Annotated in this window: 18 protein-coding genes and 2 pseudogenes; 9 read left to right on the forward strand and 11 right to left on the reverse strand. The window is 68.7% G+C overall.

Annotation, left to right across the window (positions count from 1 at the left end; all coding sequences use genetic code 11):
- Positions 1–1265 precede the first annotated feature (1265 nt).
- The 7 genes and pseudogenes from ACFXJ5_RS14375 to ACFXJ5_RS14405 all read right to left on the reverse strand — a co-directional run bounded on the left by ACFXJ5_RS14375 (position 1266) and on the right by ACFXJ5_RS14405 (position 9432).
- Positions 1266–1943: an LAETG motif-containing sortase-dependent surface protein gene (locus ACFXJ5_RS14375; protein WP_384630670.1), complete on the reverse strand. Its 678-nt coding sequence runs from the start codon at positions 1941–1943 to the stop codon at positions 1266–1268.
- 1030 nt (positions 1944–2973) lie between these two features.
- Positions 2974–3120: pseudogene (locus ACFXJ5_RS14380) on the reverse strand (IS701 family transposase); the annotation flags it as partial.
- A 504-nt stretch (positions 3121–3624) separates the two neighbouring features.
- Entirely contained in the window at positions 3625–4389 is a 765-nt protein-coding gene (locus ACFXJ5_RS14385) for an alpha/beta hydrolase (protein ID WP_384630671.1), read from the reverse strand.
- A gap of 518 nt (positions 4390–4907) precedes the next feature.
- The gene (locus tag ACFXJ5_RS14390) at positions 4908–5450 is read right to left on the reverse strand and encodes a GNAT family N-acetyltransferase (RefSeq protein WP_384630672.1); all 543 of its coding nucleotides are present in this window, start codon (positions 5448–5450) and stop codon (positions 4908–4910) included.
- A 199-nt stretch (positions 5451–5649) separates the two neighbouring features.
- The gene (locus tag ACFXJ5_RS14395; protein ID WP_384630673.1) at positions 5650–6678 is read right to left on the reverse strand and encodes an ABC transporter permease; all 1029 of its coding nucleotides are present in this window, start codon (positions 6676–6678) and stop codon (positions 5650–5652) included.
- Positions 6678–8204: a sugar ABC transporter ATP-binding protein gene (locus ACFXJ5_RS14400; protein WP_384630674.1), complete on the reverse strand. Its 1527-nt coding sequence runs from the start codon at positions 8202–8204 to the stop codon at positions 6678–6680. The genes ACFXJ5_RS14395 and ACFXJ5_RS14400 overlap by 1 nt, the downstream gene beginning before the upstream one ends.
- Before the next feature lie 73 nt (positions 8205–8277).
- Positions 8278–9432 carry a sugar ABC transporter substrate-binding protein gene (locus ACFXJ5_RS14405; protein WP_384630675.1) on the reverse strand — a complete coding sequence of 385 codons (1155 nt, stop codon included), beginning with the start codon at positions 9430–9432 and terminating at the stop codon, positions 8278–8280.
- A 496-nt stretch (positions 9433–9928) separates the two neighbouring features.
- Here ACFXJ5_RS14405 and ACFXJ5_RS14410 point away from each other — a divergent pair, with 496 nt between their 5' ends.
- Positions 9929–10081, forward strand: a complete 153-nt coding sequence (locus ACFXJ5_RS14410) for a hypothetical protein (protein WP_384630676.1) — start codon at positions 9929–9931, stop codon at positions 10079–10081.
- 132 nt (positions 10082–10213) lie between these two features.
- On the opposite strand, the gene purU is transcribed toward ACFXJ5_RS14410, so the two are convergent.
- From purU to ACFXJ5_RS14425, 3 genes and pseudogenes are all read right to left on the reverse strand, one after another.
- Positions 10214–11119 (reverse strand): formyltetrahydrofolate deformylase, encoded by a 906-nt coding sequence (purU, locus tag ACFXJ5_RS14415; protein WP_384630677.1) that lies wholly within the window; start codon positions 11117–11119, stop codon positions 10214–10216.
- Between the two features lies 1 nt (position 11120).
- Positions 11121–11987: a methylenetetrahydrofolate reductase gene (locus ACFXJ5_RS14420; protein WP_384630678.1), complete on the reverse strand. Its 867-nt coding sequence runs from the start codon at positions 11985–11987 to the stop codon at positions 11121–11123.
- 138 nt (positions 11988–12125) lie between these two features.
- A pseudogene (locus ACFXJ5_RS14425) lies at positions 12126–13459 on the reverse strand (aminomethyl transferase family protein).
- A gap of 302 nt (positions 13460–13761) precedes the next feature.
- Between ACFXJ5_RS14425 and ACFXJ5_RS14430 the strand changes: the two are divergent.
- Positions 13762–14694 carry a LacI family DNA-binding transcriptional regulator gene (locus tag ACFXJ5_RS14430; protein ID WP_384630679.1) on the forward strand — a complete coding sequence of 311 codons (933 nt, stop codon included), beginning with the start codon at positions 13762–13764 and terminating at the stop codon, positions 14692–14694.
- A gap of 442 nt (positions 14695–15136) precedes the next feature.
- Here ACFXJ5_RS14430 and ACFXJ5_RS14435 read toward each other — a convergent pair whose 3' ends face one another.
- Positions 15137–15541, reverse strand: a complete 405-nt coding sequence (locus ACFXJ5_RS14435) for a cupin domain-containing protein (protein ID WP_384630680.1) — start codon at positions 15539–15541, stop codon at positions 15137–15139.
- 217 nt (positions 15542–15758) lie between these two features.
- On the opposite strand from ACFXJ5_RS14435, the gene ACFXJ5_RS14440 reads away from it, so the two are divergent.
- From ACFXJ5_RS14440 to ACFXJ5_RS14470, 7 genes are all read left to right on the forward strand, one after another.
- Positions 15759–16313: a carboxymuconolactone decarboxylase family protein gene (locus ACFXJ5_RS14440; RefSeq protein ID WP_384630681.1), complete on the forward strand. Its 555-nt coding sequence runs from the start codon at positions 15759–15761 to the stop codon at positions 16311–16313.
- A gap of 47 nt (positions 16314–16360) precedes the next feature.
- Positions 16361–17857: a sugar ABC transporter ATP-binding protein gene (locus ACFXJ5_RS14445; RefSeq protein WP_384630682.1), complete on the forward strand. Its 1497-nt coding sequence runs from the start codon at positions 16361–16363 to the stop codon at positions 17855–17857.
- A complete protein-coding gene (locus ACFXJ5_RS14450; protein WP_384630683.1) occupies positions 17854–18861 on the forward strand; it encodes an ABC transporter permease in 1008 nt (335 codons plus the stop codon). Before ACFXJ5_RS14445 ends, ACFXJ5_RS14450 begins: the two co-directional genes overlap by 4 nt.
- 29 nt (positions 18862–18890) lie before the next feature.
- Positions 18891–19835, forward strand: a complete 945-nt coding sequence (locus ACFXJ5_RS14455) for a sugar ABC transporter substrate-binding protein (protein ID WP_384630684.1) — start codon at positions 18891–18893, stop codon at positions 19833–19835.
- Between the two features lie 106 nt (positions 19836–19941).
- A complete protein-coding gene (locus ACFXJ5_RS14460) occupies positions 19942–20853 on the forward strand; it encodes a LysR family transcriptional regulator (protein ID WP_384630685.1) in 912 nt (303 codons plus the stop codon).
- 114 nt (positions 20854–20967) lie between these two features.
- Complete coding sequence (locus ACFXJ5_RS14465) at positions 20968–21891, forward strand: VOC family protein (RefSeq protein ID WP_384630686.1); 924 nt, start codon at positions 20968–20970, stop codon at positions 21889–21891.
- Positions 21892–21928: 37 nt separating this feature from the next.
- Positions 21929–23377 carry an NAD-dependent succinate-semialdehyde dehydrogenase gene (locus tag ACFXJ5_RS14470; protein WP_384630687.1) on the forward strand — a complete coding sequence of 483 codons (1449 nt, stop codon included), beginning with the start codon at positions 21929–21931 and terminating at the stop codon, positions 23375–23377.
- The last annotated feature ends 4 nt before the right edge of the window (positions 23378–23381 follow it).

The following is a 23381-nucleotide window of genomic DNA, read 5'->3' on the forward strand; positions in this document are numbered from 1 at the left end:
GGCGCAATAATTCCTCGGTATTCCAAGAAGCTGCGCTCATGGCATTTCCAGACAGCTTCTCCGCGTGCGACCCGACGACAGGATTGCGACGCGCCTAGATATTTATCTCTGCGAATCACGCTCCAGAGGATTTCAAGACGGTTACATCGCGTCAATGACCACGTATGCAAGCAAAGGATGCAGGCCGCGGCCTATCGCCGTGCGTGCGTAAGCGAGTGAGTGCGGGCCGCCCGCGCTGCGCCTCGCCATCTCATTAGCCGGTTCAGTTACTCAGAGTGAGTAACTCGGCGCGCCGGGGATTGAGCTTTTTGTTGTCTCCTGGCGAACAATGCAGGCAATACACAGCCCATTGATAGGTGAGCGTTGATTCTTTTCCACGCTCTGCGACGTCACACGCCTCCCAGTCGCGTGGATCCCGGCATCCGGTACCCGACGAACGGGAGATGAGCGATGTCGCTGGCAGCGCTCGTACCGAATCCTGAACTGCCGCTGGCGGCGTGGCCGACCGAGCCCCGCGTTTCTCATCGCGATTCTACGAAATCGACCGGCTGATGTCGCTTGAAACTGTGAACGCGTACAGCAACGCCCCGCTCGGATGCAGGTCGCACTCCCAGGTGCCGAGCGCCGCTTCCGCCAAGTGTGTTCCCCACGGTCCCTCGTCGAGCCAGCGAGCGTGGGGGCCGAGCTACTCCCCCGCGCAGGCGAAGACAGTCCGGGAGACCCCGCCTCCTCAAACCGTTGCGCTGACGACCGCTGTCACCGCCGTCACCGTTCTTGGCTCGACCCAACGTGAGGTAGGCGATAAGGCCGAACATGTTCCCCCATGCGCAGATAGCCATACATACCTGCGGCGAGGACTGTCGAGTGCGCGGGCGGCGCCGGACTGAAGGGGGCGATCCCGACGCGGGGATGCGAACAGAACTTCACGGGGTCTCGGACGGAACGATGACGATTCCGGCTGGGAGCGCGTCGTCAAGGAAGCCCGCAACCAGCACGACAGCACCGACGCGTCCGCCGCTGGTTGATGAAGGCCGGCCACCGCGGCGACGCCTCTCCTGGGCCCCCACCCCCGACGACCGACAACCAGGAGATCATCTCAAGCCGTCAACCAAGTTGACAGCGCCATGGGGTGAGTTGGTGTCGGCCGACCGGCAACAGGTGGAGCTCCACGCCGAGCGGTCGTGGGACGTCACGTCTTCGCGGCCAACGCCCGAGGGGCCCACGACGTCGGACGTCGCGGGCCCCTCGGGCTTGGGGTTTACGGGTCAGCGCCGACCGGTCGCGGTGCGGCGGCGCAAGGCGAAGAGGGCGCCGGCGCCGACGGCGATGAGGGCGGCGGCGGAGCCGGCGATCAGGCCGGTATTACTGCCGCCGCCGGTCTCGGCGAGGGCGGTGGTGGTGCCGCCGGCCGGGGAGACGGACGAGGAGGGGGACGCCGCGGCGGCCGCCGGGGTGGAGGGGGTTGCTCTCGGGGTGCCCGATGGGGTGGGGCTGGCGCTGTCCGTCGGCGTGCCGGACGGGGTGGACTGGCCGGGGACCTCGCACGGGGTGTCGGCGGAGGTGGGCAGCACGCTCAGCTGCTGGTCGTCGATGTACCCGCTGGCCGTGACGGAGACGTACCAGCTGTAGCCCTGCATCCAGTCCACCAGGATCGTCGTGCTGACGCCCTCGGCGGTCGGGTGGGCGATGTGCGCCGTGCCGGCGACCGGGCCCGGGGCGTTGTCGGCGAACCGCAGCCGCACGGTGATGTCGGCGGGCGTGCCGGAGGCGTCCTTGTCCGTGACCGTGATGGCGGCCTTCGCGGCGCCCGTGCTGGTGTCGCACCGAGCCGTCGCGTCCGCGGTGAAGTCGTTGATGTTGCAGGCGAAGGCCGTACCGGTGGCCAGCAGCACCACACCAGCGCCGGTCGCGGCGGCCGCGACCATCCCGCGCTTGGATATCACAATGATCCTCCACAGAAGAGTCAATGAGGGCGACCAGGCGCCCGTCGGCCCCGGGAGTCCCCCTGCTCCGCACGGAAAGGAACACTGGCGAAGGTGTTGAGAGACCCGAAAAAACCGGCCGAGGCGGCCCAATCATCAATTCCTGTCAGGCGTCTGTCAACTCGCGTCCCACCAGCCACAATGCCTCGCGAGCGCTCCCACGACGCCGCCTCGAACACGTTTTCCACAAACTTCGGCCCAGGTGACATCCTCTTCCGAAGAAAATGTCCCTGATCACGGACGATATGGGGGCCATGTACGCGTTTACCCGCACGGAAGCCCCGGCCCGGCCGCACCCCGGCGGTCGGCGTACGGGTCCACTCGCCCGGCCGACTTCCCCGAGGCTTTGACGAAGATTTGAACGGAGCAGACGTGTAGTCACAGGTGGGCGACGGGGCTGAAAGCGCCATTCGGCTACTTGGTCCCGGTCGAGCAGCTCCGCGTGGGACTGCAGCCGCCCGGCGGCCCCTGACCCCCCCCGGCCCATCCCCCAAAGCGTCCGTACGGCACAGGCCCCGGCGGACCCGCTCCGAGCAGACCGCCGGCGGCCTTCGGCCCCGCACCACCGGGCACGGACGACGCGAGGTTGGACGGCTGAAAGTGATCCGCAAGCAAGGCTGTCGGCGTGCCGCATGCCATTCGGACCGGTAGGTCTCTGCCGGGCAGTCCGCGGACGGTCCCGTGCGTGGCATAGCGGGCTGCACCACGGTTTCGGGGGCGGGCCCCTCGTAGCGGCGAGTGGACGACGGCATCGTGGCCGGGAGAGATCGCACCAGGTCCAGGGATGAGAAAGAGATCCCCGGGCGTCCCCGTCCCGAAGGAAGACTCCACACCCATGGGCGCCTAGTTGTACTACCCGGGCAGGTTGGTTGAGTTTGTGTGACGACACGGTCTGAATCTGGCTGATGGCGAGGGCCTCCGGTTGCGGAGCGGAGCTGTCGAGGAACCGCTCCGCCAACCAGGAGGCCTTCGCGTCTCACGCTGACGATGCTTGCATGCCGTCCGGTGCGACCTCCCGCGCCCACTCGGCGATGGTCCGGCCGTTCTTGCGCGGCAGGTCCGAGAGCAGCCCTCGTACCAGGTCCCGTACCCGGCGCCGGGGTTCGACCCGTGCGCACCGGCCCGCTGTCTGGGACATCAAGCCCTCGAGCGGCACCTGCCAGCGGGCAGGGTCTACGCCGTGACCTGCGGCCATCCCATGATCTTCAGTCTTCACACACCGGTGATCAGCGGTGGCCGCAGCCTTCCCGCAGCGGGTCCACCAGCAAGATCACGGTCTACCGCTGGAGCCGTTGGCTCGACGCGCGCGGATCTGCATCACCAAGACGGCCACGACGACCAGCGGGGCCGCTATGCATGCGATGTAGAGCAGAATCAGGGGATTCCCGGGACGCGGCCGGACGTCCGTCCCGGGAATCGGGGGTCCTGCGTTGAACGCCAACGACGGCTTCACGTGTTGCCATCGCGTGATCTCCAGGTACATCAGATACCAGGTACCGATCCACACCGCACCGCCAAGCCACTTCGCGAAGCGCATCCCCCGAGACTGCCGCCGCACAGGACGCAACGCAAGAGCCCAGCTGCCGAAGTGCCACCGCGGTATCGGCGCCCGACTGGCGGCCGGACGCCGATACCCGTCAGGTCAGGCCGGTGACGTGACGGCCCGGCCGAGGTGCCGGGCGAAGAACCGGACCGCTCTGTCGGCCTCGAACCTGGGCAGCTCCTTGTGCGTGCCCGCGTTGGCGTGCAACGTCTTTTCCTTCGAGGCGAAGGCGTCGAACAACGCGAGACCGGATTGGCGCGGGATGTGCTCGTCGTCCCACTGCATGTCGAACTCGATCGGGATGGTGATCTGCTTCGCCTTCTCGGCCAAGACGTCGGGCCAGTGCTGACCGAAGACCGCGGCCGTGACCCTGGGTTCGATCGCCACAAGCGGCACTCCGATTGCGGTTCCCATGTTGATGCCGAAGTAGCCGACCGGCCCATTGGCGCCGATCTCCGGAAGTTCCTGAAGGGCGTCCAGGGTCGCCCGCCACTCGGGCACGGCGAGTTCCGCCAGGTGCGCGTTGTAGCGGACGACGATCGGGCCGTCCGGCTCGCCTGCCGCCCTCGCCCGGTACAGCGCGGCGATCTCCTGCTCGTCGTGCGCCGTGCGCGGCCGGTCGCCGTGACCGGGCGCGTCGATGACGGCGACGTGGAAGCCGCAGCGGGTCACGAGGCGGTGTGCCCGGCCCGCCATGGCCGGTGCCTTCTTGTGTGTGCCCCCACCCTGCCCCATCGGCACCAGGGGTGCGCGATCGGCGCCAGAGGCCGACGACCAGAGCACGCCGGGGATCTCGCCCACGGTGAAGTTGCGTTCGACCATGCCGTTCAACGACGACTCGGCGGTGAACTGCAGAGAGTGCATGGGTTGTTGTCTTTCGGGAGTGTCTTGTTGTCGAGGCGCTCCCGGCGAAACCTATGTCAATCGCCCGACCGTAACGAAGAGGGGGAGCACCCACACAGATACAGCGTTCATGGGTCTCACCTCCTCGCGGGACGTCACGGTCTGCCGCACGCTACCAACCGAACGTCATCCCGCCCGACCCCTTTTCCTGCCGACCAACGGTGGTTCCGGCCATGTCCTAGCGTGAGCGACAGTCTCCGATACACGCGCCATGGTCGCGGTCGATGAACAGCCTCATATCAGTGGTACGAGCCATCACTCGTCGTCGTCCGGGTACACGCAGCGCGCGATGCGTACCCCCGAAGTCGGGCAGGTGGAAGCTGCAGTGCCCGTCGATGCCGATGTGGGGTACCCCTGCTCCCGCAGCGCGTTCAGCGCGCGGTCGAGGTAGACGGGTCACCCGAAGCGTCAGTGAACGCCGACAATGAAATCGCCAGCTGGACAGGGTGATCCACCTCGCACCCTTTGCGTCGGATTTCTCACGGATGCTCCCCATCCCCCGACCCCGCCACGTGATCAGAACTCCCAACAGGCCCCAGCTCGCGCTGATACCAGGTGCCTGGCTTACCACCGAGGGCGGCCGGGTCGGCCGGGCCAACCGGGACGAACCCGGCCTTGGTCAGCACCTTCTGGGACGCGGCATTGTCGCGGGCGGTGGCCGCCCGCAGTGTGCGCAGCCCGTGCCGCGCGGCCGCCAGCCGGCACAGCTCCCGGACGGTCGCGGTCGCCACGCCGCGGCCGGCGACGTGCTGCGCGACCCGGTAGCCGAGTTCGGCAGTACCGTCCTTGAAGGCGTACAGGTTGAACCGGCCCAGAACCGGGCCATCCTCGGCGAGGAGCACGTAGAAGGCGCCGATGCCGGCCTCTTGCTCAGCCAGCAAGGCGCTGTGCCGGTCGGTGAACTGGTCGTAGAACTCGTCGCCGCGGTCGGAGACCGAGGCAGCGAAGTAGGCGCGGTTCGCCAGCTCGAAGGCCAGGACCGCGGAGGCATGGCCGACATGCAGCCGCTTCAGCTCGGGCACCGCCCAACTCTACCCAGATGGTGCGCTGAGGCCACCTGAGTCTCGGCCAGCGGCAGACAGCCCCAAGACCAGGGCACATAACGATCTACGGCTGGAGTACCAGCCGCCTCCAGACGGGGGTTGGGGGCCCTGGCGCCATGACCTGGCCACCGCGTTCGCCCGCCGCACGGCCCTGCCCACCCCGAACCGCCGCCAACGGTCATGGACTTCGGCGACGTAGCAGCGTCGCGATGGTGACCGCTGCCACCAGGACGCCGCCGTAGAAGACCGAGGAGACCCACGCCTGGAGACCCAGCAGCTGGAGTCCGAGGATCCCGGTCTCCAGGAAGTAGATGCCGACGAAGGTGCCGATCGGGTTGAAGCGTCCTGGCTCGATGACCGCGGTGCCGAGGAAGACCGAGGCGAAGGTCGGCAGCAGCAAGGTGTCGGCCGTGGTGGGGTTGTAGCCGCCCAGGGCCGCGACGGCGACCACCGCGCCGAGACCGCACAGGGCGCCGGAGGCGACGAAGGAGCCGAAGCGGATCCGGTTGACGCGGATGCCGGAGAGTCGGCTGACCTCTCTATTGGCTCCGACGAAGCGGATGTGGCGGCCCAGTGGCGTGAATGCCAGCACGTAGGCGAAGCCGGCTACCAGCGCCGCGCCGTAGTAGAACGAGATCGGCAGGCCGGCCACGGAGTACAGCGCGATCTTGCCGAATCCGGTCGGCAGGCCGCTGACCGTGTTGAGGTGCGACATCCAGAGGCTGATGCCTTCGAGGAAGGTGCTCATTCCCAAGGTGACGACAATGGTGTTCACCCCGACCACGACGACGAGCACGCCGTTGACGACGCCGACCGCGAGCGCGCCCAGGACGGCGACGGCCGCAGCCTGCCACAAAGGCCACCCGTGGTCCACGACCAGGACGGGCAGGATCGTGGCGGAGAAGGCGAAGACCGCTGGGACGGACAGGTCCACGAACTCTCCGACGCAGACGGTGCACAGCAGGGCCATGGTGAGGAACACCAGCGACTGCTGGGAGCTGAAGACGGTCTGGAAGGTCGCCTTGGTCAGGAACAGCCCCGGCTCCGCGACGGCGTACACCGCGATCATCGCCACCCAGACACCGATCACCGCGTAACGCGACGCGAAGTGCCCGGCCCGGGCGGAGGCCGATACCAGCTTCCCCGTGTGCGCCGCCTTCGGCGCGGTCGGGGGCGCGTCGAGGTCCTCCTGGCGGGTGACGTCCATCAGTCGACCCACCCCCTTCTGTGAGGTCGTGTGTCGTCGCCGAACACCGCGTGCACGATGGTGTCCTGTTCCAGTTCGCCGCTCAGCTCCTTGGCGACCCGGCCGTCGCGGAACACCAGCACCCGGTCGCACAGCACCGCAAGATCGGCCGGGTCGATCGAGGCGATGACGATTCCGCAGCCGTCGCGGGCGGCCGCCCGGATCGCGTCGATGAGGTCGTGGCGGGCGCCGACGTCGACGGCCTGCGTCGGTTCGTGCAGCACGAGCAGCCTCGGTGCGCCGGCCAGCCACTTGGCCAGCAGGACCTTCTGCTGGTTGCCGCCGCTGAGCGTGTGGATCGGCGCGTGCGGGTCAGGCGGGCGGATATCGAGTTTCGCGATCATCGCGGCGGTCTCCTCGGCCTGCCACGCGGCGCCGATCCGCAGCCGGCTGCCGCGGCGGCGCACGCGGGGCAGGGTCAGGTTGTCGGATACCGAGAGTTCGCCGGCCACGCCCGCGTCCAGGCGGCGCTCGGGCACGAACGCCGCCCCCGCGTCCACGAACTCCTCGGTGCAGCCGCGTCTGCGGTCCAGTGCGATGTCACGGCCGTGGAGCGACAGCGTCCCGGCACGGGCCGTACGTGCTCCCGCCATCGCCTCGGCCGCCTCGGCGAAGCCCGAGCCGATCAGTCCGGTCAACCCGAGGATCTCGCCGCGCCGGACGTCGAGGTCGAGGCCGGACACCGCGCCGACCGCAAGGCCGCGCACAGAGGCGACGACCTGGTCCCGAGCCTGGCTCTCGACCCGGCGATGCGTGACGAGGTGGCGTCCGAGCATGATGCGCGTGAGCGACGCCTCGTCCACCTCGCGTGTGGGGAGGCCTGCCTCGACCACGGCGCCGTCGCGCAGGACGGTGACCCGGTCGGTCACTTCGACGATTTCCTCCAACTGGTGTGAGATCAGCAGGACCGACGTGCCCTCCTGGATGAGCGACCGGACCAGTTCGAAGAAACGGGCCCGCGCCGACCCGCCCAGGGCTCGTGTCGACTCGTCGAAGATGATCAGACCACCGCCTGCCCGGTGGTCCTGCACCGCCCGGGCGATGGCGACCACGGCGCGATCCTGCGCTGAGAGCGAACCGGGCTTCTGTCCGACGTCCAGGCGGTGACCCAGCCGGGCCAGGACCTGCTCGGCCGCCTGCTGCTCCCCGCGGCGGCTGATCCGCCGCGAGAGCCGGCCCGCCCGATAGTGCCCCAACCGTACGTTCTCCCACACCGTCAGATCGTCCACCAGGCCGATGTTCTGGTGGACGACCGAGAGTCCCGCTTCGCGCTGCTGCATCGGGCGGATCGGCAGGGCCAGATGCCGGCCGTCCACCACGACGGAGGCTCCCGTGTCGGGCGCGTACACGCCCGTGAGGACCTTGACCAGAGTGGATTTCCCGCACCCGTTCTGGCCGACCAGCCCGTGCAGCTCTCCCGGGGCGACCCGCAGATGAACCTCGCGAAGTGCCCTCGTCGAGCCGAACGCCTTGGAGAGCTTGGCCACTTCCAGACGCTGGTGCCGGGTTGGCTCCGGTGGGCCGGTCTGCGAGCCGGCGTTCACGATGCGCGACCTTTCCTCATCCCATGCCCCAGAGCTTGGCGAACTGCTCCTCGAAGGAGCTGTCGCCGAACCACTCGCCCGAGGCCTGGGCCGCGGACGTCACCTGGACGCTGCCGATGTTCTGCTGGGTGAACAACCGGGTGGGGAACGGCTCGGCGACGGGCGCGGACTTGGTCATCATGCGCAGGATCTCGTCGGTCAGGGCGTACCCGGCGTAGGCCTGGTCCACGGCCACGACCGCCTTGACGACCGAGTTGCTCTTGAGCAGGCCGAGGCCGTTCACCGAACCGCCCGCCACGGACAGGGAGATGCTCGAAGAGCGCCCCGACTGCTGGATGCCCTGGACGGTGGGCTGGAGGCTGTCCTCGAACTCCGTGTAGTAGTAGTCGGCGCCAGGATTGCCCAGGATGTTGGAGCTCGTACCCGAGGCCAGCAGCGCGTCCGTCGCGGCGGTGATCATCTTGACCTTGACGGTGCAGCCGGGGCAGTACTTCCTGTAGATCGGCAGCGAGTCGGTCACGTACTTCTTCGCCGAGGGCGAGTCGCCCTCGGCCGCGATGATCAGATTGGCCTTGCCCTTGGAGTCCGCGATGATCCACCAGGCGATCGCGCTCGGCTGAGTGGTCGCCCCCGGCACGTAGGTCACCTGGTCGCTGTTCGTGGAGCCGGACGGGGGGAACTGGTCCGCGATGATGATCGGGATGCCCTTGGCCTTGGCGGCGTCGAGGGCGTTTTGAACCATGCCGTAAGGGATCGCGTCCAGGATGATCCCGGCCGCGCCCGCCGCGATCGCCTGCTGGACACACGAGGCGATCGCGCTCGGCTGGCCTTTGCCGTCACACACCTGCTGTGACAGGCCGGCTTTGGCGAGCGCCTGACGCATCGTCTGGGCGGTGACGACGAAGCCGGGGATCTGTTGGACGAGCGGGACGTAGTACACCTTGCGGCCCTTGAGCTGTGCGACGTCCGACACGCTCGCAGTCGGGACGCGGTAGCTCGTGGTGGTGGCCTCCAGGCTCGCCACCTCCTTCTCGGCCCTGGCGAGACCCGTTGGGGAGCCGGCCTTGACCGACGAGCTGGAGCTGCCGCCGGAGCCGCACCCCGCCAGCACCGCCGACGCGGCGAGCAGCGCCGCGCACAGGGCCAGCCGCCGTTTCCTGATAAGCGCCATTGCTTATGCCTCCATGGCCGAAAGCCCGCGCTGCCTCGAGCGGACGCTGGATCTTTTCTGGGGGGCCGCCCACCGTCGCCGCTCGGGCGGGGTGGGTTCGCATGGGCGAGTTCGGGCCCGTCCACGTCCACGACGTGCCGGTCGTGGCTCACGAAGGACCGCGGGCCGATCTCGCGTCAATTGCGGGAAGTCTGGGGACATCGGCAGTTACGCGGAAGCGCATCGGCAACAACTTAAGCTTGCGCGTCCCGCACCGGTCAGGGCCTCCGTCGTCTCCTGGCGGTCGAGCCGGAGCGACCGCCAGGAGGCGAAGGGAGCCTCTCGGTTTTGGCAGAGCGCTTGACCTCCCCTTGATCGGCATTGGCCCTGGCGCTGCTTCCCCGCCCCCTGCTCATCCCGGTCACCGTCGCCCGCACGGCCGCCGCCCCCAGGACGCCGACCCACGGGTCCGCATCCGCCGAGCCGACGAAGAAGCAATCCTCGCCCTCATCGACCGATGGAAGACCACCCTCACCACCGGAGACCGGACGAGAACCCCCGCTCGTGCGAGGAGTTCCGGGACCGGGTCATCTCCGTCATCGGCACCGAGGTCAACCTCCTCAAACTCGCCGAACTGCAGCGACACCCTGACGGAAACGGGGGTCGCTGACGCACGGCGAGCGCAGCTGAGCGGCCGGGGCCGGCGGTCGCGGCCGCGTGCCCTCGACCGGATCTCCTGGGCGATCTTCTTGCCGTCGATGGTCGTGGTCGCTGGGTGATTCCGCCTTGGTGTCTTTCACGGTCACGCGAAGACGATGGTGTGGTTGCCGTTTCGGATCACGCGGTCCTGGCTGTGCCACAGCACCGCGCGGGACAGGACCGCGCGTTCCACGTCCGCGCCGCGGCGCATCAGGTCGGTGACGGTGTCGGCGTGGGTGACCCGTACGACGTCCTGCTCGATGATCGGGCCCTCGTCGAGGTCCTCGGTGACGTAGTGGGCCGTGGCGCCGACGAGTTTGACGCCGCGTTCCTTCGCCTTGGCGTGGGGGCCTGCGCCGAGGAAGGCCGGAAGGAACGAGTGGTGGATGTTGATGATCGGCACGCCGACCTTCTCGATGAAGTCGCCGGAGAGGATCTGCATGTAGCGCGCCAGGACGATGAAGTCGGCGTTGCCCTCAAGCAGGCGCAGGTGCTCGGCCTCGGCGGCGGACTTGTCCGGGCCCATCGACGGTACGTGGAAGAACGGGATCCCGAAGCGGCGTACCTCGTCCGCCGTGTCCGGGTGGTTGGAGATCACCATGGAGACGGTGACGGGCAGTTGGCCGCGCCGGTACCGCCACAGCAGGTCGAGGAGGCAGTGGTCGGATTTCGAGGCGAAGATGGCGACGCGTCTGGGCACGGAGAGGTCCCGGAGTGTGAACTCCAGCTGGAATGTGCTCGCCAGCCGCTCTTTGAGGTCCTCTTCGACGGCAGGCAGGGCGGCCTGCAGGTTGTCGAGGCCGAAGACGGTGCGTTGGAAGAAGGCACCGCCTTGCGGGTTGTCGGAGTACTGGTCGAGCGAGAGGATGTTCGCACCGTGGCGGCTGAGTACGGCGCCGATGGCTGCGACGATGCCGGTTCGGTCCTTTCCCTGGACGATCAGGGAGGCATGGTGGTGGTCGAGCGCGCGCGGGGTGAGGTGCGTGGCTGCTTCTTCGACAAGCGTCACGTCAGTACTCCTTTTGGAACTCGGTGACCCACTGCGAGGTGGTCTTGAGTCCGCCGAACGTGTAGAAGTGCAGCTTGATGGGGCCGTGGCGCTGCGGGTCGTAGCCGTGTGCCAGGGCGCGGATGAAGCGGTCGGGTCCGGCCGTGCCCACGAGGTTGGTCAGCGACAGTCCGTACTTCTTCGCGATCGACGCACTCGTGCCGATGCCGAAGCGCGTGGCGTAGCCCAGCAGCCGCCGCACTCCGGCGGGCCCGGGCACCCCGATGCGGACCGGTAGGCCGATGCCGCGTTTCCGTGCTTGGGCGAGCCAGTCGAGGACCGGGCCGGTGTCGAAGCCGAACTGCGTGATGACACCGGCGGACAGGTGCCTTCGGGCCAGGGCAGCGTGTTTCTCCTCCAGCGCCGTCCACAGCCGGGTCTCGCCGATGGCTGGGTGCCCCTCCGGGTAGCCGCTGATGCCGACGTGGCGTACGCCGTACTGCTCGAGCAGACCGGAGCGGATCACGCCGAGGGAGTCCTGGTAGGGCCCGTGCGGTGTTGCCGGGTCACCGCCGACCACGAACACGCTGTCGGCGGTGCCGTCGGCTTGGAGCGCGGCGAGGAACTCCTCCAGCGCGGCCAGGGAGGGCAGGCGGCGGGCCGCGATGTGCGGTACCGGTACGAATCCCAGGCGCTTGACCTCTCGTGCGGCCTCCAGTCGCAGCCGCAGGTCCTCGTTGCCGAGGAACGTCACGTTGATCCGGGTGCCGGGAGGGATGGTGGCCCGGGCCTTCTGAAGCTCGGCAACGTCCTTGCCCGTTATCTCCAGGGAGAAGTCGTCCAGGAGGTCGGTGACGGCTGTGGCCGGGGGTGTCTGGGCGTGGTTCATCGTGCTCCTTGTCCGGCGCTGTATCCGCCGTTTCCGCCGCTTCGGGTTCGTGCGCGCAGACCCGGGTGCCGGGGCGGGCGCGGGCAGGCGCCCGCCCGCGCGGCGGCGGTGGGCGGGGCGTCAGATGATGTGGGTTGCTCAGGCGTTGCGCCGGTACAGGGTGCGGGCGTGGGCGTCGTACGGCGCGGGGGCGACGGTGGCGCGGATGCGCGGGAAGCTGAGGTCCGCATCCGCCGCGGCGCCCGGACCCGGGTGTTCGCCCCACACCACGCTCACCTGCGTGCCGGGCTTGGCGTAGGCATGGTCGATGAGCGTCAGCGAGAGGATCGTCGCCGCCGGGTCGACGGAGGCGGTCTGGAAGGTCAGGCCGACCAGCTCGTTGTCCGCCTCCACGCGGTGCCGGGCGTAGGTGAGCCGGAATCCGGTGTCCTCGCCGAGCGCCGTGCGTACGTCCTCGGGGTCGAGGACGAGCGTGACCTTCGTACGGCGCACACTGCCCTTCGCCTTCTCGAGGGCGTCGCGGCCGATGAAGTCGTGGTTGAACGAGATCATGCGGCCGTAGCCGAGCTCGTAGGGCGAGCAGTAGTAGTCCTCGATGTCCTCGGAGAAGAAGCTGCCGTGCAGGGGCCGCTGGCCCTCGACGCCGTGGAGGTTGAGGTACGTGCGGTAGTCGAACAGCTCCGGGCCGGTGTAGATGCCGGGCACCGGTGAGGGAATCCAGCCGCTCTCCACACTGGCCGTGGTGTAGGCGAGAGCGCCGACGTGGAGCAGGCCGAACGGCTCTCCGGCCCGCAGCAGCGCCTCCTTCACCGCGTGGGCGTGCTCCCACTCGCCGATGAACTCGTAACCGGCCTGTCCGGCCATGCCGTGGCGCAGGGCGCGGAAGGTGCGGCCGCCCAGCGAGACAGGGGTGGAGTGGAAGAACCTGGTGGCCGGCAGCGGGCCGCCGAACGCGCGCTCGACGAGGTCGATCGCGTACGGGCCCTGTATCTGGTAGCGGAAGATCCTCGGGTCGGCGCCGCGACGGAAGGCGGAGGAGGGGTCGGTGGTGAACGCGACGTCGTAGCCGCCTTTCTCCGCGTGGTACTTGACCCAGTTCTGCGCGGCGGGGACCCCGCTGAGGGTGTACTTCTGCTCGCCCTCGCGCATCAGGATACCGTCCGTGACGATCATCCTTCGTGGGTGACGGGGATGAACTGCTTGGCCTGGCCTATCGCGAACGACTGGTAGTTGTTGGCGCTGACCGCCGCGAGCAAGCGCGTGGCGTCCGGTCCCTGGAGGAACGTGTCGAACATGTGGTGGGACAGGTCCGAGATGGACACCGCCGAGTGCCATGCGTTCTGCTCCTGGCGCCAGCCCGCGTACTCGCGCTCGACGACCTCCGGGGTCCACGGCTCGGCATTCGGCTTCCACAGCAACCGCACCGGCGAACCCGCCTGCTCGATGCCGTCCTGAAGGCTGGGGGCTGCCATAGAGAGTGCTCCTCTGGCTGGTCGCCGCCCGCGTGACCGAAGCTTGCTCAATCGTTCCAGCGGGGCGGCGGCGGCTCAACTAAACCGATCTAGCCGGACGTTAACAGACGCGTTCCGCAGGCTCGAGGGTCGGAAGCGAGAACTGAGGATGCAGCCGGAGCGTGGACACCGGCCTGCGCGAACACGTAAGCGTGGCGGCCTGCCAGGCCGGCCGACCTACACTGGCCGCCGTGCAGGGCACCGGTCCGCTGCGTCGGGCTGCGACCAGGAGCGTGGCGAGGGAATCCGGAGAGTCAGGGGAAATGGGTGCTGCGAAGCGGGTGACGCTCAGGGACGTCGCCGCGGCGTGCGGGGTGTCGCGGTCCACCGTGAGCTTCGTCCTCAACGACGACCCCCACCAGACGATTTCGCCGGCCACCCGCGAGAGGGTGCGTCAGGCCGCCCGTGATCTCGGCTACGTCCCCCACGGCATCGCGAAGGCCCTGCGCGAAGGGACCTCCCGGGTCGTCGTGCTCAACGTCGAATGGAGTCTGGAGGGCAACTACTCGCGCAGCTACATCCGCGGCCTGGACGATGAGCTCGCCGCCCACGACCATGTCCTGCTCGTCCGCCCCGGCCACTCTGCGCCCGGCTCCACGCAGCAGGTGCTGGACGCGATCGCTCCGCGTGCCGTATTGCGGTTCGGCGACGCCTACCTGACCGGCCATGAGCTCGACGACCAGGGCGGCGGATGGCGGGACGGGCTCGCCGCGCACGCCGCCCTGCAGCTCGGCTACCTCGCAGGCCGCGGCCACACCCACCTCGCCGTGGCCCTGCCGGACCGTGATTCCCCGCTGGCCGAGGTTCGCCTGCGCTTCGCCCGCGAGGCTGCTGCCACGCTGGGCATCGCGTCGCTGACGCCGTTCGTGGTGCCCGGGCCGAGGACGGCCGGCACCGAAGCGGTCAACGCCTTCCTCGCCGCGCACCGCCGTGTGACGGCAATCGCCGGCTACGACGACGACGCGGCCCTGCGTACCCTGACCGCCCTGGGGGACCTCGGGCTGGCGGTGCCCGGCGACATCGCGGTGATGGGCTTCGACGACACCGAGTACGGGGCGCTGGTCACACCTGCCCTCACCACCGTCCACATCGACGCCGAGGCCCACGGCCGCCTCGCCGCCCGTACGGCCCTCGGGCTGGACACCGCACACGTGGCCGCCGTGCCGGGGCGGGTCATCGTACGCGGCTCGGCGTGAACGCCGTGGCCCTGTCAACGACCAGCAGCAGGTGCGGTCGGCGGACGGCGGCGCTGGACACGGCGGTGTCGGTCAGCGCGCCGCGCACAGCAGCGCGACACCGGGCGCACTCGGCGCGACGCGGGCGGGACCGCCGGTCCCGCGAGGAATGGGAGCGATAAATCGTTGACAATTATGTACGACATCTTGCCTGCATAGCGTGGGCCCGACTACGGTCGCCCCCATGGGGGCCTGATCCACTCCGCCGCCAGGGCCGGCCGCAACGAGCGGCGTGGAGGATCGAACGACGGCTGCCCCGCGCCGTGTACGACATCGAAGAGATTCGAGGAGCAGGACATGGACAACCCGCTGCCTCACCTGCATGCGCGACTTCGCGGCGCATGTCTCCGCAAGAGGGTTCCGCCCCGTGCCCGCCGGGTGGCAACGGGCTCCCCGCGCCGTCTCAGCCCATCTGATCCTGCGCTGAGAGATGCTCCACGGTGATTCCGGTCTCGGTGAAAGTCCGGGTCACCGTCTCCGAGGAATAAACCCACAGGATACGCAGAGGCACGCCACCGATATTCCGGAACAAATGCGGGACGGGTGACGGAATGTACGTGGTGTCGAATCGCTCCAATCTCGTGACCGTGCCGTCGACCAGTACCTCGGCCTCACCTTCGAGAATCGTCACGTGCTCGTCGCAGTTGTGCGAGTGCATCGGCGCCCCGGACTCCACGGGGTAAACACTCATCCCGCTCGTGATCAGGTTCTCTCCTCCGGCGGACAACGTCGTGACCAGGGGCGTGGTGACGATCGAACCCCCTCGGTCCAGCAGTGGCACCGAGGCGGCCTTGATGATGGCGGTCATGCGGAATCCCTTTCGGCGAGGACGCGTCGTCCGACGTTAGATGCCTTGCAGCCGAATGAGCGTCCTCCGGCGTGCACCTTTACCTTGCGTTCCGGGAAGGGTGAGCTTCTTCCGCCCGGATGTAGCGTCGGCTCCCGTCGCACGGCTTCCCGTGCCCGTGTTCCCGACAGATAGGCAGGCACCCGCCATGAGGCTTCCCGTACTCAGCGTTGACGAAATGAACCAGCGTCAGCAGGAACTCAGCGCCCGTATAACCGAACGCCGTGGCGGCGTCCGAGGTCCCTTCCGGGTGTGGCTGCAGAGCCCGGAGCTGTGCGAGCGGGTGGAGTCGCTGGGTGCGTACGTCCGCTTCGAGTCGAGTCTCCCGAAGCATCTGCGCGAGCTGACGCTGCTGATGGCCGCGCGCCACTGGGATGCGCAGTACTCGTGGAACGCCCACGTGGGCACGGCGATCGAGGCGGGCGTGCCCGAGGCCGTCGTCCAGGCCATCGCCGAGCGCCTCGAGCCGGTTTTCGCCGATGCCGCGGACAGGGCGTTCTACGCGTTCTGCCATGAGCTGCTCGAACAGCACTTCGTGACGGACGAAACCTTCGCCCGCGCCCACAAGTACTTCGCCGCCCAGGGCCTCGTCGACGCCGTCGGTTCTCTCGGCAACTTCAGCATGCTCGCCATGTGCCTCAACGCCTTCCAAGTCGACCTGCAGCCCGGGCGCAAGCCCCCCTTCCCCGACATCCGCGGCTACGCACGCGTGGCTGCCGACGGCAACGCGTGACAGCCGTGACCACGCACCCCGTGCGCCGCGCTCAGAAGGACATCGACATGACGGCACCCGCCCCCGTGATCCGGGTACGCGACCTCACCAAGTCCTTCGGCGGAGCGGCGGCCCTCAGAAACGTTTCCCTGGACATCCACCCCGGTGAAGTCCACGCCCTCATGGGCATGAACGGGGCCGGGAAGTCCACCCTCGTCCAGATGCTGTGCGGAGTGCACCAGGCCGATCGCGGCACCATCGAGATCGGTGGCAGCGTCCAGGACGCGCTGACGGCGCGTCGCGCCCGCCGGCTTGGCATCGCGACGGTGCCCCAGCGGCGCGAACTGGCCATGACTTTGAGCGTCGCCGAGAACGTGCTGCTCGGAGATCTGCCGACCCGTGGGAAATTCGTACGGTGGCGGTCGGTCAGGAGCCAGGCGGCAAGGGCCCTTGCGGACCTGGGCATCGAGATCGATGTGTCGCGGACCGCGGGTGAACTGACCGTGGCCGAACAGACCATGGTCGAGATCGCCCGTGAAGTCCGCCGCGGCGGCAGGGTCCTGATCCTGGACGAGCCGACGGCGTGTCTGGGAGCGGAGGCGGCGGACCAGGTCAGGACGCTCGTGCGGACCCTGCGCGGTGACGGCGTCGCCGTCGTCTACATCTCCCACTACATCGACGAGGTGCTCGCTGTCGCGGACCGGATCACCGTCCTGCGCGACGGCGCCGTCGTCCACAGCTCACCTGCCGGCGAGATGGACCAGGCGGGTCTCGTCCGCAGCATGGTGGGCCGCGATGTCGTGTCGCACCGGCCCCACAGGCCCGCCCCGAAGGACGAGGTCGCCCTGACGGTCCGCGGACTGTGCCATGGCCGAGCCATCGACGACTTCAACGTACAGGTCCGCAAGGGCGAGATCGTCGCTGTTCTGGGTCCCGCCGGGGACGCGCAGTCACGCCTGTTCGACCTGCTCTCCGGGCGACGCCGGCCCGACGCCGGCGAACTGTCCGTCGACGGTGCCGCCGTTCCGTTCGGACGCGTCTCGCACTCGCTGGCGAGCGGCCTGCGGTGCGTCACCGGCGACCGACGGGCCCTCGGACTGATTCCGGAACTGTCCCTGGACGAGAACATCACGCTCGCCGGCGACCGGCTCGCCGGACGGCGGCTTCAATGGCGGGCCGCGCTCACCCGCCGGGCCGCTCCGCTCCGCGCGAGCTACGGAGTTGTCTCGCTCACCGACAACCCGGCGGTCAGCCGGCTGTCGGGCGGCAACCAGCAGAAGGTGCTGCTGGCCAAGTGGCTGGAGACCTCGCCCGTCGCGTGCTTCCTCGAAGATCCCACCAACGGCGTCGACATCGCGTCCATGGCGGACATCCACGCGCTTGTCGACGATCTCGCCTCCCGGGGCGTGGGCGTACTTCTCGCCTCCTCATCCGCCGAGGAGGTCATGCGGCTGGCCGACCGCGTCGTCGTCGTCTCCGCAGGACGCGTCGTCGCCGAGTACGACATCACGGCCATCACCCGCGACGAACTCGTCGCCACCGCGATCGGAGGACAACCGCAGTGAGTCTCAAGGCACCGCCGGAAGCCCCGGCCCTCGCACAGCGCACAGGAGCGCCGCACGTCGGGCGTGCGATCCGGGCGCTGGGCGGAATCCCGCACGCGGGCCTCGTCGCCGTCCTGATCCTCGCTGTGGCCTTCACCAGCGTGCAGGCGGACTCGTTCTTCACATCCAACAACGTGCTGAACATCCTGCGGCAGGTCAGCGTCGTCGCGGTGATAGCCGGCGGGCTGACCTTGCTCATGACGGCCGGTGGCATGGACTTCTCCATGGGCAGCAACGCGGGCGTCACCGCCGCCGCCGCGGCCCAGCTACTCGCGCACGGGCACGGTACCGGGGTCGCGGTGATCGTGTCGCTCCTGCTGGCCACGGCCGTCGGACTCGTGAACGGTCTCGTCGTGACGTTCACCAAGGTGGCGCCCTTCGTGGCCACGCTCGCGATGGCAACGCTGCTCGACGGCGTCGCGCTGCTGGTGATCAACGGTCTCAGCGTCTCCATCGGGACCAAGCTGTCCGGGCTGGGCGACTCCTCCCTTCTGGGCCTGCCGGTTCTGCTGATCGCCGCCATCCTCGTTCTGGCCGCGATCGCTCTGGTCATGAGGTTCACCGTCTTCGGCCGCGACGCCTTCGCCATCGGCGGCAACGAGGACGTGGCCCGCCTCAGCGGTATCAACGTCGTCTGGCGCAAGCTGATCGTCTACAGCCTCACCGGGGCCCTTTCGGGGCTCGCCGGATTGATGCTGCTGGCGCGGCTGGGCGCCAGCAGCCCCGGAACGGGCGGACTCACCCTCCAACTCACCGCCGTCGCGGCAGTCGTGATCGGTGGCACATCGCTCGCCGGCGGCCACGGCACCGTCATCGGCACCGCCCTGGGTGTCCTGCTGCTCGGGGTCGTCGCCAACGCGCTGAACCTGCTTCAGGTTTCCAGCTACTACCAGCAGATCTCGGTCGGCGCCGTGCTCCTCCTCGCGGCCATCGCCAACCAGCTCCACCGGTCATCACAGCACTGACTCCTCCCGCACCTACGAAAGGCCGCCCCATGTCCGTACCGGTTCGTCCCCGCAGAGCACTCACCGCGCTGGCCGCCGGCACCACGTTGCTGCTGAGCGGCTGCGGCAGCAGCCAGGCCGGAAGCTCGGGCTCCGTGACGATCGGGTTCGTCAACGGCTCCACCACCCCGTTCCACACCTGTCTGCAAAAGGCAGTCCAGCAGGAGGCCAAGAAGGAGGGCGCCGCCCTCTTGACCGCCAACTCCCACCAGGACCCGGGAACCGAGTTGTCCAACATCGAGGACATGACCTCACGCAATGTGGACGCCCTGATCGTCCAGACGGTGAACGTCGACGCGCTCAAGAACGACATCGCCAAGGCCAAGGCCGCGAACATACCGATCTTCCTGACGTCCGTTACCACCAGCGACACCTCGGGAATCCTCGGGGCAGCGGTGGTGGACCTGAAGAAGGTGGGGGCCCTGGACGCCGGCTGGATCGCCCAGGACACCGGCGGAAAGGCGGCCCAGGTGGGCGTCATCGCCGGGGCGCCCGGAGCCGCGTCCGACCTGCTCGTCTCCGGCTTCACCAAAGCCCTCCCGAGCAACGCCAAGGTGGTGGCCAACCAGCCGGGCATGTTCAACGCCGCCAAGGCACAGGACGTCGCCGAAAACATGATCCAGGCACATCCGAACCTGCAGTACGCGTTCGTCGCCGACGAGGACATGGCCCTCGCCGCCCGGAAGGCCTTCGACGCGGCCGGCGCCAAGGACGTGAAGATCGTGACGGTCAACGGCACGGATGAGGGCCTGGCGGCGGTCAAGGACGGGCGTTTCTCCGCGACGGTCGCCAACTCGGCGATGGCCATCGGCCAAACGGCGGTGAAGAACGCCCTCGGCCTGCTCGACAAGAAGAAGATCGCCAAGGTATCCCACATCCCGATCCTCCTGGTCACCAAGGACAACCTGGAAAAGGCGCCTCAATACTGCCCCTGAGCCGCACCCCGGTGCACCCGCCCGCCCTCACCCGCACCCACCCGCACACCCACGTTCCACACGGCGTGGAGCAACTCGCCCGTCGCCGTGGACGGCCGGAGGAACCATGGACCGTCTGCTCTTGATGCGCAGCTTCGTCACCGTCGCCGGCAACGGCAGTTTCAGCGGAGCGGCCAAGGTGCTGAACTCATCGGGCTCGCTCGTCTCCCGGCACGTAGCGGAACTGGAGCGCCAGATCGGCGTCCGTCTGGTCAACCGCACGGCCCGCTCGGTGAGCCTCACAGAACCTGGCCTGCGCTATGCCGAATTCGCCGCGCGCATCCTGGAGGAGATCGAAGCGGAGGACTCGAACATCGCACAGCGCCACGACCGGCCCGAGGGATCGCTCAACATCATCTGCCCCAAATGGATCGGGAGCCTGGATCTCGGTGATGCCATCGCCGCCTTCTCGGTCACCCACCCCAAAATCCTCGTCCGATTCGAGCTGGGAGGAATGTCCGACCGAACGTATGAATTCCTCGACAGCGGATTCGACATTGCATTCCACACGCGGGACCTGCGAGATTCCAGCGTCCGCCTCAAGAAAATCGCCTCCCTCCCCTTCGTCCTGTGCGCATCGAAGGAATACGTCGACAAGCACGGGCCGCTGGGCCACCCCAACGACCTCGCGGCCCACGACTGTCTCGTGCACGTCAACGACCCGGTCTGGCGCATCGGCCACGGACACGCCAGCACCCTCCACAAGATCCGCAACATCGCCTTCTCGTCCAACTCCTACATCGCCCTGCAGAAGGCCGCCGTCCACGGGCGCGGCATCGGCCTGCTGCCCCAGCGCCCGGCCTATGACGACCTCGTCTCCGGTGCGCTCCAGGTCCTGCTCCCCGAGCTGGCGGTACCCGACCGGCCGCTCTTCGCGATCTACGGGCCGGGCCAGGACACCCCCCGCAAAGTCAGCGTATTCCTCGAATTTCTCACCGCATGGTTCTCGCAGAACCCTATTCCGACCCTCAAAAAGTGAGCAGCACCAGGCGACCGGAGGCGCAACCAACGATTGCATCATCCACGGGGCTCGGGCCGTTGAGGCCGGAATCGCAGAATGCCAGAATGCCAGAATCGCAGGGAAGGAGGAGGCATGGGAATCCAGAGAATAGAGTCGGTCACCTACAGCGTTGACGATCTGGACGAGTGCGTGCGCTTTTTTGAGGACTTCGGGCTGACGCTCGTGGAGCGGAGCACCGTCCGCGCCGCCTTCGAGACGCTCGCCGGGCAGAGGCTCCATCTCGACACTTCCCCGGACCCGTCCCTGCCGGCACCCGTCGAGCCCTCCCCCACCCTCCGGGAGGTGGTCTGGGGCGTCGACACCCCGGAGGAACTGCGAACTCTGGTACGGAACGTGGCCGCGGACCGGTCCGTCACCGAGACCGGCCACGGGATCCACCACACCGTCGACGAGACGGGCTTCGGGCTCGGACTCACGCTGGCGCAGCCCCGGAAGCTTCCCGACCGCGACGTGCGCACGTCGAACACGACGGGCAGGGTGCACCGCTGGAACGAGCCGCTCCTTCCCGTCGGCCGGGTGCGGCCACTGCGCATGTGCCATGTCGCGCTCAACATTCCCAAGGCGGACCAGGAACAGGCCGTGGCCTTCTACACCGAACGCCTCGGCTTCCGGCCGACCGACATCGTCAAACCCATGGGCACCTTCATGCAGTGCGAGGGCGACGACGACCAGCACAACTTCCTGCTGTGCCACCGGCCCGACCGCGCCGGTCACAACCACGTGTCGTTCGAGGTCCCCGGCTTCGACGACGTCATCGAGGGCGGCAACCACATGGTCGCCCAGGGATGGCAGGAAGCGCGCCGGCTCGGCCGACACACGGTCGGCTCCAACGTCTTCCGCTTCATCCACGCCCCCTGCGGAGGCCGCGTCGAATACGCGGCGGACATGGACCGCGTCGACGCCTCCTACGAGACCCGCGTCCACGAGACCACGCCGCCCCACCACATCTGGACCCTGCGCGGCTCCCGCGGCACGCCGGACTCCTCCACCTCCTGACACCCCATCCGCCGAGCGTGAGAGGCCACACGCACCTATGACGACCGACCATGGCTACCCCGCCATCCACATGTACATCGCAGGCGAGTGGTGCGCGGGCGGCACCGGACAGACCGCTCCGGTGGTGAACCCGGCCACCGGGGAGGTGATCGGAGAAGTACCCCTCGCCACCGCCGCCGACCTGGACCGCGCCCTTGGCGCCGCTGCCGAGGGCTTCAGGACGTGGCGTGGGGAACCCATCGTCAAGCGCACCGCGATCCTGCACGCCGCCGCGGACCTGCTCACGGAGCGCAGCTCGGAGGTCGGCCGGATCATGACCCTGGAGCAGGGCAAACCGCTGGCGGAGGCGGCCGGAGAGGCCCGCCGTGTCGCGGACACCCTGCGCTGGCACGCCGACGACGCCCGCCGCGCCTACGGCCGCATCATCCCCTCCGCCCCCGGCACCCTGCTGTCCGTGCGCCGCGAGCCCGTCGGACCGGTCGCCGCCTTCACCCCGTGGAACTTCCCGGCGGGTGGGCCGATGCGGAAGATCTCCTCCGCGCTCTCCTCCGGCTGCTCCATCGTCATCAAGGCATCGGAGGAGACCCCCGCCACCGCCGGCGCCCTGGTGCGCTGCTTCGTCGACGCCGGCCTCCCGGCCGGGGTGCTCAACCTCGTCTTCGGTGAACCTGCCGAGGTCTCCTCCCACCTGATCGCCTCGCCGGTCACCCGGCTTGTCGCCTTCACCGGCTCGGTCCCCGTGGGCAAGCTGCTCGCCGCCGCGGCCGGGGAGGTCATGAAGCCCGCCCTGATGGAGCTGGGCGGCCACGCCCCGGTGATCGTGTGCGCGGACGCCGACCCGGCCACGGCCGCGCGCCGTGCCGCACAGGCGAAGTTCGCCAACGCCGGACAGGTGTGCACTTCGCCGAGCCGGTTCCTAGTCCACGAGAGCCTCGTCGAGGACTTCACCGCCGAGTTCGTGAAGGCCGCCGAGGCGGTCGTCGTCGGCGACGGCCTGCAGGAGGGCACGACCATGGGGCCGCTCGCCAATGAGCGCCGGCTCGCGTCGATGCAGCGCCTGACCGCCGATGCCGTCAGCCGCGGTGCCACGGTGCGCACGGGCGGCGAACGCCTGGACCGCGCGGGCTACTTCTTCGCCCCGACCGTCCTGACCGACGCACCGGCGGACGCGGAACTCATGCACGAGGAGCCGTTCGGCCCGATCGCACCCATCGTCCCCTTCCGCGACCTCGACGAGGCGCTTCGGACGGCGAACGCGCTGCCGTACGGCCTCGCCGCGTACGGCTTCACCCAGTCCGCCGCCACCGCCGAGCACCTCGTACGCGAGCTCGAGGCCGGGATCCTCTCCGTCAACCACTGCGGTGGCTCCGTCCACGAGGCCCCCTCCGGCGGTGTCAAGGAGAGCGGCTACGGCAGGGAGGGCGGGCCCGAGGCCCTGGACGCCTACCTGGTCACCAAGCGCGTCTCCCACCTGCTGGCGGGCTGAGCCG

The organism is Streptomyces sp. NPDC059373, assembly GCF_042751495.1.
GTDB lineage: Bacteria > Actinomycetota > Actinomycetes > Streptomycetales > Streptomycetaceae > Actinacidiphila.